The following is a 13605-nucleotide window of genomic DNA, read 5'->3' as shown; positions in this document are numbered from 1 at the left end:
CGCAGGCCGACTTGATCGAAGTCGTCGCCGAAACCGGCTCGACCAACGCCGACCTCGCCGCTCGGGTTGCCGCCGGCGAGACCATCGGTACGGGACACTGGCTCGTCGCCGATCGGCAAGTCGACGGACGTGGCCGCCAGGGCCGGGTGTGGAGCGATGGCGCCGGCAACTTCATGGGCTCGACCGTGGTGCACCTCCACGCCGGGGATCCTCCACCGCATACGTTATCGCTGGTGGCGGGTGTCGCGGTCTATGCCGCGATCGAGGCACTCGCGCCGGGGCTCGAAGGGCTGGCGCTCAAGTGGCCCAATGACCTCCTGCTCGACGGCAATAAGCTTGCGGGCATTCTGCTGGAGCGCTTCGGCGATGCCGTTGTCGTCGGGGTCGGCGTAAATCTGGTGAAGGCTCCGGAATTGGCGGATCGCAAGACCGCCAGCCTGGCCGATGTCTTGCCCCCGTCTCCTCAGCTTGGTAAAGAAGGCTTCGCCGCTCGGAACGCCTTCGCCGACCGGCTCGATACCTGCTGGAGCCACGCTCTGCGACTATGGCGCTCCGGCGCCTGGGACCAGCTTCGCGCCGACTGGATCGCGCGTGCGCATGCCTTTGGCACTCCGCTCATGGTGCATGGCCCTGACGGCGCCGCGGTCCACGGCACTTTCGCGGGGCTCGACCCCGAAGGGGCCTTGCAACTCCAGCTTCCCGGCGGCACGAGGCGGACCATCCACGCGGGCGAAGTCGATCTCGACCGCCGCTGACCGGGACAACCAAGCCATGCTGCTCGCGATTGATGCCGGCAACACCAATGTGGTCTTCGCGCTGTTCGACGGGCGCACGCTGAAGGGGCGCTGGCGCATAGCCACGGACCCGCGCCGGACTGGCGACCAATATGCCGTGTGGTTGCTCCAGCTGTTGCAGATCCGCGGTGTGGAGCGCAAGGCGGTGGACAAAATCATCATCTCCACCGTAGTGCCGCGCGCACTCCACAACCTGGAAGTCCTGGCGCAGAACTACTTCCAGATCGAGCCGCTGATTGCCGGGCAGGGCGCGGCCGACTACGCGATCGACATCGATGTCGACGAGCCGCGCTCGCTGGGTGCCGATCGCGCCGTCAACGCCGTCGCCGCACACTCCAAGTACCCTGGTGACCTCATCGTCATCGATTTCGGCACCGCGACGACATTCGACGTGGTAGACTTCAACGGCGCCTACAAGGGCGGCATTATCGCCCCCGGCCTCAACCTCTCGCTCGACGCCTTGGTGGGGAACACTGCCAAGCTGCCGCGCATCGCCATCGAAGTGCCGGCCAACAACAGCGTTATTGGCCGGAACACCGAGGATCAGATGCTGATCGGGGTGTTCTGGGGCTATGTGGCGATGATGGAGGGCCTGATCGCCCGCATGCGCGCTCAGATCGGCCGTCCGGCCAAAGTGATTGCCACCGGCGGCCTTGCCGTCCTGTTCAACGAAGCGACCGATATCTTCGACGCGGTCGATGCCGACCTGACCCTTGAGGGTCTAGCTATTCTGGCGGAGCGTTCCGATAAGTGACTGATTCGACAAACAAGCCGGGTGAAGAGCTGCTGTTTCTGGCGCTGGGTGGCTCCGGCGAAATCGGAATGAACGTCAATCTATACGGCTGTCGTGGCAAGTGGATCATGGTCGACCTGGGCATGACCTTCAGCGGCGGCGAGTACCCGGGCATCGACTTGGTCTTCGCCGACCTCGACTTCATCGAACAGCGGCGCGACGACCTGCTCGGCATCGTCCTGACCCACGCGCACGAGGATCATATCGGCGCAGTGCCCTACTTCGCCAAGAAGCTGGGCGTGCCGCTCTATGCGACGCCGTTCACCGCCCGATTGGTAGCGGCAAAGCTGGAGGAGGAGGGTATCCTCGAGCAGATCGAGCTCAACGTCGTCCATGACCTCGACGAGTTCGAGGTGGGCGATTTCGGCATCAGCTATGTCCCGCTGGCGCACTCGATCGCCGAGGGCAACGCGCTGCTGATCGACACGCCGTTCGGACGCGTGTTCCACACCGGCGACTGGAAGATCGACGAGGAGCCGCAGATCGGCACTCCGGCCACCGCCGCCGAACTGACCGAGCTAGGCGACGAGGGCGTGCTCGCGCTGGTGTGCGATTCCACCAACGTCTTCAATCCCGAGCCATCGGGCTCGGAAGGCGAGGTCTACCGCGGGCTGCAACTAGAAGTCGCCAAGCACAAGGGCAAGCGGGTGCTGGTGACCACCTTCGCCTCCAACGTGGCGCGTTTGCAGACGCTCGGCGCGGTGGCCAAGGCGACAGGGCGCCAGTTGTGCGTCGCCGGGCGCTCGCTCGACCGCATCATCGAGGCCGGGCAGGCGAGCGGCTACCTTAGAGATCTGCCTACGCCGGTCGACTTCGCTACGGCCATGAGCCTGCCCCGCGGCGAGGTGCTGATCGTCGCGACCGGTGGCCAGGGCGAGCCACGTGCGGCGCTTTCGCGCGTGGCGGAGGGCAACCATCCGATCAGCCTGGAAGCGGGCGACGTGGTGCTGTTCTCCAGCCGCCAGATCCCCGGCAACGAGATCGCCATCGGCCGGATCCAGAACCGCCTGGCCGATCGTGACATCAAGCTCGTGACAGATCGCCAGAGCCTGATCCACGTCTCGGGCCACCCTGGAAGGCCGGAACTGGAGGCGCTCTACCGCTGGATCCGTCCTGAGATCCTGGTGCCGGTGCATGGCGAGATCCGCCACATGCGCGAGCAAGCGCGGCTCGGGCTCGAGACGGGCATTGCGAGCGCGGTGTTCCAGCGCAATGGTGACCTGGTGCGCCTCGCGCCCGGCAAGCCCGGCAAGATCGACGAAGTGCGCGCCGGTCGCCTGGTGCTGGATGGCGACATGATCGTGCCGGCGGACGGCGACGCGGTGGTGATGCGCCGGCGCCTGTCGAACACCGGTGTGATCACGGTGGCGATCGACGCCAAGGGAGACGTGCAGGTCGACATGCTCGGGCTGCCGCTCGATGCCGATCGCCAGGCGTTCATCGACGAGACCCGCCAAGACGTGGAGAATGCGCTCGCCGCCGCGCGCAAGGCCCGCGCCGAGCCGGAGAAGCGCCGCGAAGCCGCGCGCCTCGCCGCGCGCCGCGCCGCCGCGCGCTGGACCGGCAAGAAGCCGCAAGTCCTCGTCATGATGGCACCCGAGCGCTGAGGAGCTTGCGCCCGTGAAATGGACCTCCGTTCTTGCGATCTACTCGCTGCTCTGGGTGCTCGCCGCGTTTCTGGTCATGCCGTTCGGGCTGCGCACGCCCGACGAAGTCAAGGAACACCGCGTCGAAACGGGGCACGCCGACAGTGCGCCGGTAAACTTCCGCCCCGGTCGCATCGCGGTGCGTGCGACGATCCTGTCGGCGGCCATGATGTTCGCGTTCTACCTGAACTATGTCTACGGTTGGGTCGATGTGCAGGACCTGAACTTCTACGGTCCGCCGCCGGTAAAGAGCATGGGGTACTGATTGCCCGGGGCTGACGAGCGTCATTCCGGGTCTTACTCGACGTCGGTGTCGGCAACGATAAGCTCGTCCGGCAAGCACGTACGCGAACAGGTTCGAAACTCAGGCGACCGGTACGGGGTCATGCCGAGGACGAGGTCCTATTTCTGCGGTTCAGTTCCGCAGCCGCTCGATCCCTTGCGCCAATGCAACGTAGAGCTTGCCCATGTCCGAGGACAGCAGCGTCACGCCCAGAGCATGGCCCTCACGCGTGGAGAGCACCTGGCGCAGCAGCGACTCAAAGTCGTGGATGTAGCGGCTGACATGCTCGCGGAAAGTGTCATCGCGCTCGAACAGCTGCTGGATCGCGCGTGTGTCCCCGGCGTCCAGGAGTGACACCGCCCGACGCGCGAAGATGCCGCGGTCACCCTTGAGGTAGGCTGCCCAAGCAGTGTCGGCGACATCGGCGGAGAGGGCCGAAGCGACATCGATGGCGTTGGACTTAAGAGCATCGACGATCAGCGCGGCGCGGCGGCTGAAATCATTGTCGACTTGCTCCTGCGCCTGCTCGCGCGCGAGCGCGACACGAGTCTCCAGGCTGCCGACGGCTTCCTCGACGGCATTGAGCTGCTCGCGCATCTGCACTGCGGCCTCGCGACCGGCACCTGAGGCATGTGCTACCGCCTGCTCCAGCGCGCCGGCCGCTTCGGCCGCGCGTGGGCGCATGACGCGGTCGATGGCCTTGGCGCTCTCGTCACCGAGACGTTCGGCGAGCTCGCGCACGCGTGCGGCGCCTTCGTCCTCCAGCGAAGCGAGCACGTTGCGCACGCTTGCGGCGAGTTGCTCGATCGCGGCTGCGAGTTCTTCGCGGGTGCGAGTGCCGATGCGTTCGCCGGCGCTCTCGATATCGCCCAGGCTGGCTCTCAGCGCGCCGATCTCGGCATAGTGCGTTTCGTTGCGCTCCGAGATCGCCGACTGGCCGGCGGCAAGGTCGGCCTGCACTGCCCCTAGCGCCTCGCGCAGCGCGTCGACCGAACCGTGCAGTTCCGAGCTGCGCCGCGATCCGGTTTCGATATCGTCGATGAGTTGCAGCACCTTGTCACCCAGTCGCGACAGGCGATCGTCCGCAACGGAGAGCGATTCGGGCAACACGCCGGAGCTGTGCTTGGCGCTTGCCTGGATCAGTTCCAGCAAACGCACGCTGGCATCGGTCAAGCGCTCGACCTCGCCCTCAGTGGCGGCCAGTGTGGTGCGCGAAGCAGTCAGGCGATCGGCGAGCAGCGAGAGGCTGCGCGACAGCGCCGCTTCGACTTCCGCGCTGCTTTGTGCGACGGCGGCGATGCGCTCGCCATGATCGCTGAGCGTCCCGACCAGCGCTTCGCTGCGCCATGCCAGCTCGTCCGAGTGGCGCTCGTGATCGGCCAGCCGCTCGGCAACGGCGCCGTCGAGCGCCGCAAGCTGCGACTGAAGGCGGGTGAGGGCGGCCTGCTCACCGGCGGAGATCTGCGACTGCAACTCGCCCGTGCGCGAACGCAGGCGAGCAACCCGCTCCTCCAGCGCAGTGAGTGCCGCCTGCTCGTCGGCGGCGATGCGGAGGCGCAGCTCCTCGCTGGCGCGCGCCAGCTTGTCCGCCCGCTCACGCAGCGATTCGAGGCCGGTCCGCTCGCTCTCGCCAAGCCGCGTCTCCAGCTCGGCCCGGCGTTCCTCCAGAGCCGCAAGGCGAGCGGTCCAGGCGTCGGCAGCGCGTGTCTCGCTGTCCTGCAAGGCACGGCCGACCACGCCGCTCTCGTCGCGCAAGGCAGTGAGCCGGGCGCGTAGCGAGGTCAGGCTCTCGGCCTCGTGGGTGTCGAGCGCGCCGCGAACGCCTGCCACTTCGTGCTCCAGCGCTGCGGCGCGGGTACGGATCGCGCCCAGCATCTCGACCTCGTCGGCCTCCATGCGGGTGCGGAACTCGGCGCCGCGTTCGGCCAATGCCTCGAAGCGCGCGGCGGCCAGATGGTCGAGATCTTCGCACACACCGGTGAAGCCCGCGGCGGCGGCGTCCATCGCCTCGCGCACGGCGCGCACCTGGTCGTTGCAGGCCGAGCCGAACTCGTTCAGGCGGCCGAGCCCGGCGATCAGGTCCTCCAGCTGAACATGCGCGGTGCGGCCGGCGTTGCCGATGTGGTTGGTGACGTCCTTGGCCGAGCTGGCAATGACCGGCAGCTGCCCGCGCAGCTTGTCCATGTTCTCCAGCGCGGACTTGCTGACCGATTGGATGGTGTCGAGCCGGCCGCCATTCTCGCGGATTAGCTCCTGCAGACGGTCCGCGTTCTGCGTCAGTCGCTCGACGGCAAGGCGCCCAAGCGACTCGAGATCTCGTGACTGGGCGGCGATGAATTCGCGCGCCAGGCTCAGCTCGCCGTTGACGGTGGTGAGCCGGGTCTCGAGCTGGGCACTCTCACGCGAGAGGAGCGCCGCAGCATCACCGAAGCGCGCGGCCTCGCGGCGGCTGCTGCGCATGGCGAGCAGCCACAGGACAGCGACCAGCAGCACCGGCACCGCCCATTGCACGACGAGCGAGGGGACTTGCGCGGCCGGGGTGCGCGGCAGCACACTCCATTGCGACCAGGCGAAGAACACCGTCCACGCAACGATGGCCACGAGTGCCAGAACAGGCACGGCATGGTCCTGCCACGCCGAGGAGGAAACAGGCTCTTCGTTGTCCCAATCTGACACAGCGTATGCTGTCTCGGGCGAGTCGCTCGCCACATCGAGGCTCGTGTCGAGTGGCTGTACGCCAGCTTCGCCGCCGTTTTGCTCGGCCCCGTTCGCGCCGAACGCGATGATGCGTGTTTCCCCTGCCATGCTGATAAATTATCACGAGAGGCGCACCGCGTTAAACCCCGCTTAAACGGATCCGCTCTAGCGCTTGTGGATGGCTTATGAAGCAGGCGCCCTCGAGGCCACTCTCCAGGCCGCGGCGGGCGGCGATGCGGCGTTGTTCGAAGAACTGCGCGCGGCCTATGCTGAGAGCGTGGCACGGCAGGTCGACTTGCTCGAACGTTCGCGATGCGATGGCAACTGGACCTTGGCGGCGATGCGCCTGAAGGGGCTGGCGGCGAGCTTCCACGCCAAGCCCTTGCTCGACCTGGCCGAGGAAGCGCTGGGTGCAGCACCTGGCGAGCCGACGGTGGTGCGCCGCCTGAAGGCCTATGTCGCGGACGTGACGGCCGACTGAGCAACCTTCCAGAGCTGATTTCCACAGGTCGGGTTCCATGCTGGCGCTTGGCACCATGCCGGCCAGCGCCTAGAGTTCGTCCTTAGTGACGCCGCTGGCGTCGGCGCGCGAAAGGGGAGCACGCTGCGCATTGCCTTGCTTTCCATGCTCGAACCCGCGGGATCCGGCCAGCCGTTCCCGCGCGCGTTCCTGCGCATCGCCGGTGCAAGCCTGGCGCAGCATCAGTTGGGGCTGGCGCTCGCGCTCGATTGCCAGCGCCTGATCTGCCTCGCACGCGGCCCGTCGCCCGAGCTGATCGCGCTGCAGCACGGCGCCGAGAGCGCCGGCTTGCGCTTCCATATCGTTGCCGGTCCGCAGCAGCTCTCCGCGCTGGTGACTGCCGCCGACGAGCTGATCGTGGTGACCGAGGGGCTGTTTGCCGACCCCGCGCAAGTGACCCCGCTGCTCGAAGGCACGCGACCGGTCGTGCTCGCGCTGCCCGACGACGGCGCCGTCGCGGAAGGGTTCGAGCGGCTCGACATCAACAACGCTGCCGCCGGTGTCATGCGCATTTCCGGTGCGCTGGTGGAGCGGCTGCATGACCTGCCGCATGATTGCGACGCGACCTCTGCGTTGACGCGCATCGCGCTGCAGTCCGGCGCGCAGATGCGCCAGGTGCCTACCGACGCGCGCACCGGCCCAGGCTGGCGCATGGTGCGCAGCGAAGGCGAGGCGCTGGCGATCGAGACCGAGTGGTTGCGCTTGCGCCTGGGCCGCAGCCACGCGGTGACGCTTTCGGACCGCCTGGCGCGCGTGGGCGTGCTCTCGTTCGGTTCCTCGCTGCTGCACGGCGGGAACGCGAGCGGCGCGTCGAGCGTGGCAGCGCTGGCGGCGCTCGTCCTGGCGATCGCGCTTGGCTGCCTGCAACTGGTGGTGCCGGCGTTCGTCCTGGTGGCGATCGGATGGGTGCTGGCGCGTGCCACCGAGCTGCTGCGCGGTGCGGAGCGGCAGGCCTACAGCGTCATGGCGCCAGCAATCCCCCGAGCCGACGTGCTGGGCTGGGTGACGGACCTGACGCTCATCGCGGTGTGCCTGCTCGGGACCGGCGATGCGACCGGATTGGCGCCGATCCCGATCGGAAACGTGCTGTTCGCGCCGCTGATGCTGGTACTGATGCTGCACTTGGCGCCCCGGCTGCTCAACGATGGCCTCGCGGCCTGGACTTGCGACCGCGCGGCGCTTGCCCTGGTGCTGGGCGTGGCGGCGGCGTTGGGGTATCTGGATGTGACGGTGCGGATCCTCGCGGTCGCGCTGACGCTGGCGGCGATCGTGCTGCCGCCAAGACGGATCAACTAACCCGGCCTTAACCAGCCGGCGTTAAGCATGGGGGCATGTTCGAGACAGCCGTGCGCATCGAGAATGGGGAATCCTTTGAGGAGAACCTGCGCGCGAAACTGGCGCGAGGCGATGCTTTGGCGGGCACGGTCCAACCGATCCTGCGCCATCTGCTCGGCGGCGAAGGTGCCACGGTCTTCGGGGACGAGGTTCTCGCCCGGATCCGCGGCATGGCGTCGCACTTGGCGCAACAACTGCTCGGTGGTTTCGCGCGGGATCGCAGCGCACCGCTGGCCCGCACCTTGCTCGGCGATCCGGCCTTGCTCGGCCACCTCCACGCACTCGCGCTCGAATGGCAGCTGACCGAGCGGTTGGAGCAGAGCGCGGCGATCGATCCCGTGGTGCCGCCGCTGCTGCAGGCACTGCTCGCCTCTCCCGATCCGGAGACAAAGGATGCGGGGATGAAGGTCCTCGCCGCGCAGGCGCGTTGGTGTCAGGCGCAACGGCGCATGCAATTGCCGCTCGGCGAACTCCCGGGCGATCTGCTGCAAGCTGCGCTGCTCGCCACCCGCTCTGTGACGCCGGACGGTGCTCCGCACGAAGCAAGCATCCGTGACACATACGAAGAGGGCGCCAGCCGTCTGGGACTTGCAGCAAGGCTGGTGACGAGCCTGGGTAATGCCGCCGTCGCCGCGCTCGATCTGGATCATGCCGGCTTTGGCCTCTTCCTCACCGCGCTGGCCCTGGGCTCCGGTCAAGCGCGCGATGCCGTGACGCTGTGCCTGCATGAGGGACAGGCAACGCGCTTCGCCTTGTCGCTGCGCGCCGCCGGCCTGAGCGCCGCCGCAGCCGAGCAGCAGCTGTTTCGGCTCTATCCCGACATGGCCGCACCTGACGCTTTCGCTCGCCTGAGTCGCGATGGAGCGGCCGCTCTCCTGTCCGACGCAGGTAACTGAGGTGAACGTGCAGGAGCCGATCCTGGCGCGGGCCGCCACCGACGCGGCTGACCGCCTGGTCCACGCGGACGAGCCGCTTGCAAGCCTCCAGCGCAGTTGCGGCGGCGAGTTGCCGGGCACGGTCGCGGTGCCCGAGCTGCTGGAACTCGTCCGCAAGGCACGCCGCTATCGCTTGCGCCTCGCCCGCTCGATCAGCGCGCAGGACGGCGCCGAGACAGTGACGGCCTGGGTGGAGGTCGACCCTCGTGGCGAGGACGAGGCGGATGGCTGCGACATCGTGCTGCGCAGCTGGCAGTCCACGCCGCTCGCGCCTGATGAGACCCGGGGCGTCATGGAACGGCGGGCTGCGATGGACCGCGAGGTCAGCGAACTGTCCGCCCGGCTCGACGCCGAGCAGCGGATCCTGTTCGTCGCCAGCGACAGTCCAGAGCTGCGGGCTTTGGCCGATGCCATGAGCGCCGGAGTCGGCCGCCCGTTCACCGACTTCCTTGCTCCCGAAAGCCATGGCGCGCGCGCGCTGCACTGGCGCCTGCTGGACGGCGCGCCGGTGCAGGTCGCAGGCTCGCCTCGCGCGTGGCGCATCGTACTGCTGCCGCAGTCCCGGCCCGGTCACGATCCGGTCGGGTTCGAGCTGCTGCTCGTGTCCGACGAACCTCCGCCGCAAGTCGAGCCAGAGGGAGAGGGCGTCTTTGTTTCAGGCGGTCAGGGCCTCGTAGGCCACGACCTCGCGCCGGTGCTGCGCCAGCCGATCGCGCGCATCGTGGCCAATGCCGAGACGATCCGCAGCCGGCTGGCCGGGCCTCTGCCCGACGCTTACGCCAACTATGCGGCGGAGATCGCCAATGCCGGGCGGCTGTTGCTCGGCCTGGTGGAGGACCTGGGCGATCTCGAAGTCGTCGAGTCCGAAGGGTTCGTCACCGCGCCCGACCACATCGACCTGGGTGAAGTCGCCCGCCAGGCCACCGGCATCCTGGGTGTCCGCGCGCGCGAAAAGGGCATCGTGGTCGCAGCAGCGGGCGACACGGTACGCGCCGTGGCCGAGTTCCGGCGCGTGCTGCAGATCCTGATCAACCTGATCGGCAATGCCATCCGCTATTCGCCCGAGAACTCGCGCATCGAGGTGCGGGTGGAACAAGCGGGCGAACAGGCGCGGGTACTGGTCGTCGATCAAGGCCCGGGTCTGAGCGATGCCGATCAGGCGATCGTGTTCGAGAAGTTCGAGCGGCTCGGCCGCAGCGGCGACGGCGGCTCGGGCCTCGGCCTCTACATCTCGCGCCGGCTCGCCCGGGCCATGGGCGGCGACTTGCGCGTGGAGAGCCAGCCGGGGCAGGGCGCGCGCTTCATCCTCGAAGTGCCCGCGGACGGCACCGCCGACCCGCAATGATCGTCTCTCAGCGGCGGCTCCAGGGATTGGCCAGCCACAGCACGATCCCGCCTACCGCGACCAGCAGCAGTCCATTGCGCGCCCAGGTCCGGTCGGACAGCATGAAGCTGTCGGCAGGCCAGGCGATCACGCCGGTTCCTTGGCCGAGCCAGAGCAGGCCCAGGGCAATCGCCAGCACCGCGATGATGCAGGCGCCGATCCGCACGAAGCGCATGTGCAATCCTCTCGTTCATGACCGAGCGAAGAGCATAGACCGGCGGCGACGGGTTGGCGAGGAAAGGCTCGGTCGTGCCGCAAGTTAGCGCCGGGCGCTCACTTCCACTCGGCTGGCTGGCGGCTGCAGCGGCGCTGCTGGCGCTGGTGCCGGTGCTCTTCGTGCCGATCCCCGGCCTTGCCGACGCCCCCGCGCACCTGGCGCGGCACTACATCCTTTCAGTGGCACCCTCTGGCGGACCCTTGGCGCGGTACTTCGCCGTGCAGTGGCAATGGATCGCCAATCTTGGCGAGGACCTTCCCGTGACGCTGCTGAGCCATTGGCTTGGCGCGGAACTGGCGACGCGGCTCGTCACCGCGCTGATCGCTCCGCTGACGATCGCCGGTCTGTTCGCGCTCTCTCGCGCCGCGCATGGACGCATCTCGGCCAGCGCGTTCCTGGCCTTGCCGCTCGTGCTCAACCAGGCGTGGATGTACGGCTTCCTCAACTACTGTCTGGGCATCGGGCTGGCCCTTCTGACCGCCGCGTGGCTCTACGCGCGCAAGCCCGAGACGGTCGCCGGCCAACTCGGCCTCGTCGTTGCGGCGCTGGTGGTCTGGACGGCTCACATGGCGAGCTGGGCAACGCTGCTGCTGCTCGCTGCAGGCAACGAACTCGCCGGCCTGCGATCGGTCCGCGACCTGTGGCCGGCGATGCGGCGCAACTGGCCATTGCTGGTGCCGCTCATTCCGCTGCTGCTGTGGCGCTCGCACTCGAGCGGGTCGGATTTCGCGTGGGTTTATGAGGATCTGCTGCGGACCAAGGTTGCGGTGTTTGCCGGAGCATTGCGCGGCACCTGGATGAAGCTGGACTTCGCGCTACTGGCGGCGGTCGGCCTAGCTTCGTTGCTCGCGCTGCGCTGGGCAGGGCCCCGCCAGTTAGAGCCTCGTCTCGCGATCTCGGGCCTGCTGCTCGCCGCCGGCGCGCTGGCTGCGCCCGAGTTCCTGCTGAATTCCTGGGGCACCGACCTGCGCACCGCGCCGATCGCGCTGATGATCCTGGTGCTGGCGATCACGCCGGCGCGCGATGCCCGGCGCGAGCGGCTGCTGTGCCTGGTCGGCCTTGCCCTCTTCGCCGTGAGGCTGGGGAGCGTGACTTGGGTCTGGGCGGCCCGCAGCCCGGAACTGGAGCAGCGCCTGACCATGCTGAATGCAGTGCCCCGCGGCGGCCGGCTGGGCTACATCTACGTGCGTCCCGACTGCGACGGGTGGACACTCACTCCCGACGAGAAGCTCGCGAGCTATGCGGTCGTGCGCCGCGAGGCTTTCACCAACACGCTGTTCATGGTCGACAACGCGCGACTGGTGACGATCCGCGATCCGCACTTGCAGGAGCGCTGGAGCAGCGACTCGCAGCGTGTGAAGCGCACCTGTCCCGACGGTCGCATCGACATGGCGGCGCTGCGGGACACGCTGGTCAAGATGCGCGCAGATGGGTTCGACGCGATCTGGGTTTCGGGCGTGCCATCGGGCGAAGTGCCGCTGCCGACTGGGTTTGGCGTGGCGCACCGGCTGCCGGCTGAGACGATGTTGGTGCGGAGCTCTAATCGGTAAACCGCGGCGCCGGCTGGCGGGCCTCGACAAGCTCAGCCCAAGCGATGTTCAGCCGAGCCGGTACGCGTCAATCCTGCGCTGCTTTTTCGCAACTCGGCTTACCAAGACACCGCCTACGCTGAGCTTGTCGAAGCCTACCAGCGAGGTGACGGCTTAGCGACGTTTACAACCGGACCAGTGTCCTAAGCCGCCTGACGCATCTCCAGGCGATCCCAGATCTCCACCAAAGCCTGCGTCAGATCGCGCATCATCGCTTCGGTGTGCGCTGGGCCGGGGGTGAAGCGCAGGCGCTCGGTGCCGCGCGGCACCGTCGGGAAGTTGATCGGCTGCACGTAGGCGCCGTACTCGGCGAGCAGGATGTCGCTGATCTTCTTGGCCTTGACCGGGTCTCCGACCATCAGCGGCACGATGTGCGTGACCGAATCCATCACCGGCAGTCCGGCCTCGCGGAACATCGCCTTGAGCGTGGCGGCGGCATGCTGCTGCCCATCACGCTCTTCGCTCGACGCCTTTAGATGCTTGACCGAGGCGAGCACGCCCGCGACCAGCACCGGCGAGAGCGAGGTCGTGAAGATGAAGCCCGGCGCGTACGAGCGAATGCAGTCGATGATGCGCTGGTCGGCGGCGATGTAGCCCCCCATCACGCCGAACGCCTTGCCCAGCGTGCCCTCGATGATGTGGATGCGGTCCGCGGCCTCGTCGCGCTCGGAGATGCCACCGCCGCGCTTGCCATACATGCCGACCGCGTGGACTTCGTCGATGTAGGTGATGGCGTTGTACTTGTCGGCCAGGTCGCAGATCGCGTGGATCGGGGCGACGTCGCCGTCCATCGAGTAAACGCTCTCGAACGCGATCAGCTTGGGCACCGACGGGTCGGTCTCGGCCAGCAGCGCTTCCAGGTGCTCGAGGTCGTTGTGGCGCCAGACCTTCTTCTCGCAGCCAGAGTTGCGGATGCCGGCGATCATGCTGGCGTGGTTCAGCGCATCGGAGAAGATAACGCAGCCGGGCAGCAGCTTGGCGAGCGTCGAGAGCGTGGCGTCGTTGGAGACGTAGCCGCTGGTGAAAAGCAGCGCGCCTTCCTTGCCGTGAAGATCGGCCAGCTCATGCTCGAGCTCGATGTGGTAGTGCGTGTTGCCGCCGATGTTGCGGGTGCCGCCCGAGCCAGCGCCGACATCGTGCAGCGCCTCTTCCATGGCGGCGACGACCTTCGGGTGCTGGCCCATCGCGAGATAGTCGTTCGAACACCACACCGTTATCGGCTTGGGCCCGTTGTGACCGGCAAAGCAGCGCGCGTTGGGGAAGGCGCCCTTGTTGCGCAGGATGTCGATGAACACCCGGTAGCGTCCCTCCGAATGGAGCCGCTCGATCGCCTGGTCGAAAATCTGGTCGTAGTTCACGAAATCGATCCGCTCCGCGGGTTGCCGCACAATCGTCACTGGAAGCCGGCGGCT

General features: G+C 67.7%; 12 protein-coding genes. 9 read left to right on the top strand and 3 right to left on the bottom strand.

Features of this window, described 5'->3' with window-relative positions; translation table 11 throughout:
* Positions 1 to 11 precede the first annotated feature (11 nt).
* The 4 genes from GV044_RS07210 to GV044_RS07195 all read left to right on the top strand — a co-directional run bounded on the left by GV044_RS07210 (position 12) and on the right by GV044_RS07195 (position 3498).
* Complete coding sequence (locus tag GV044_RS07210; RefSeq protein ID WP_159867421.1) at positions 12 to 755, top strand: biotin--[acetyl-CoA-carboxylase] ligase; 744 nt, start codon at positions 12 to 14, stop codon at positions 753 to 755.
* Between the two features lie 16 nt (positions 756 to 771).
* Positions 772 to 1548, top strand: a complete 777-nt coding sequence (locus GV044_RS07205) for a type III pantothenate kinase (protein ID WP_159867418.1) — start codon at positions 772 to 774, stop codon at positions 1546 to 1548.
* Positions 1549 to 1616: 68 nt separating this feature from the next.
* Entirely contained in the window at positions 1617 to 3194 is a 1578-nt protein-coding gene (locus tag GV044_RS07200) for a ribonuclease J (RefSeq protein WP_159871034.1), read from the top strand.
* A 13-nt stretch (positions 3195 to 3207) separates the two neighbouring features.
* On the top strand, positions 3208 to 3498 hold the full coding sequence (locus tag GV044_RS07195; protein ID WP_159867415.1) for a DUF1467 family protein: 291 nt from the start codon (positions 3208 to 3210) through the stop codon (positions 3496 to 3498).
* Positions 3499 to 3648: 150 nt separating this feature from the next.
* On the opposite strand, the gene GV044_RS07190 is transcribed toward GV044_RS07195, so the two are convergent.
* Positions 3649 to 6321, bottom strand: a complete 2673-nt coding sequence (locus GV044_RS07190; RefSeq protein ID WP_159867412.1) for an ATPase — start codon at positions 6319 to 6321, stop codon at positions 3649 to 3651.
* Positions 6322 to 6391: 70 nt separating this feature from the next.
* On the opposite strand from GV044_RS07190, the gene GV044_RS07185 reads away from it, so the two are divergent.
* From GV044_RS07185 to GV044_RS07170, 4 genes are all read left to right on the top strand, one after another.
* Positions 6392 to 6694 carry an Hpt domain-containing protein gene (locus GV044_RS07185; protein WP_159867409.1) on the top strand — a complete coding sequence of 101 codons (303 nt, stop codon included), beginning with the start codon at positions 6392 to 6394 and terminating at the stop codon, positions 6692 to 6694.
* Between the two features lie 144 nt (positions 6695 to 6838).
* Complete coding sequence (locus tag GV044_RS07180; RefSeq protein ID WP_159867406.1) at positions 6839 to 8029, top strand: hypothetical protein; 1191 nt, start codon at positions 6839 to 6841, stop codon at positions 8027 to 8029.
* A gap of 35 nt (positions 8030 to 8064) precedes the next feature.
* Positions 8065 to 8964, top strand: a complete 900-nt coding sequence (locus tag GV044_RS07175) for a hypothetical protein (RefSeq protein ID WP_159867403.1) — start codon at positions 8065 to 8067, stop codon at positions 8962 to 8964.
* A complete protein-coding gene (locus GV044_RS07170; protein ID WP_159867400.1) occupies positions 8927 to 10348 on the top strand; it encodes a sensor histidine kinase KdpD in 1422 nt (473 codons plus the stop codon). Before GV044_RS07175 ends, GV044_RS07170 begins: the two co-directional genes overlap by 38 nt.
* A 7-nt stretch (positions 10349 to 10355) precedes the next feature.
* On the opposite strand, the gene GV044_RS07165 is transcribed toward GV044_RS07170, so the two are convergent.
* On the bottom strand, positions 10356 to 10562 hold the full coding sequence (locus tag GV044_RS07165) for a hypothetical protein (RefSeq protein ID WP_159867397.1): 207 nt from the start codon (positions 10560 to 10562) through the stop codon (positions 10356 to 10358).
* Between the two features lie 74 nt (positions 10563 to 10636).
* Between GV044_RS07165 and GV044_RS07160 the strand changes: the two genes are divergently transcribed.
* Entirely contained in the window at positions 10637 to 12154 is a 1518-nt protein-coding gene (locus GV044_RS07160) for a hypothetical protein (protein WP_159867394.1), read from the top strand.
* A gap of 182 nt (positions 12155 to 12336) precedes the next feature.
* Here GV044_RS07160 and hemA read toward each other — a convergent pair whose 3' ends face one another.
* Positions 12337 to 13551, bottom strand: a complete 1215-nt coding sequence (gene hemA, locus GV044_RS07155) for a 5-aminolevulinate synthase (protein WP_159867390.1) — start codon at positions 13549 to 13551, stop codon at positions 12337 to 12339.
* Between the last annotated feature and the right edge of the window lie 54 nt (positions 13552 to 13605).

It is taken from the genome of Novosphingobium sp. 9U (genome assembly GCF_902506425.1).
GTDB lineage: Bacteria > Pseudomonadota > Alphaproteobacteria > Sphingomonadales > Sphingomonadaceae > Novosphingobium.
This window is presented reverse-complemented; position numbering and strand designations above follow the sequence as displayed.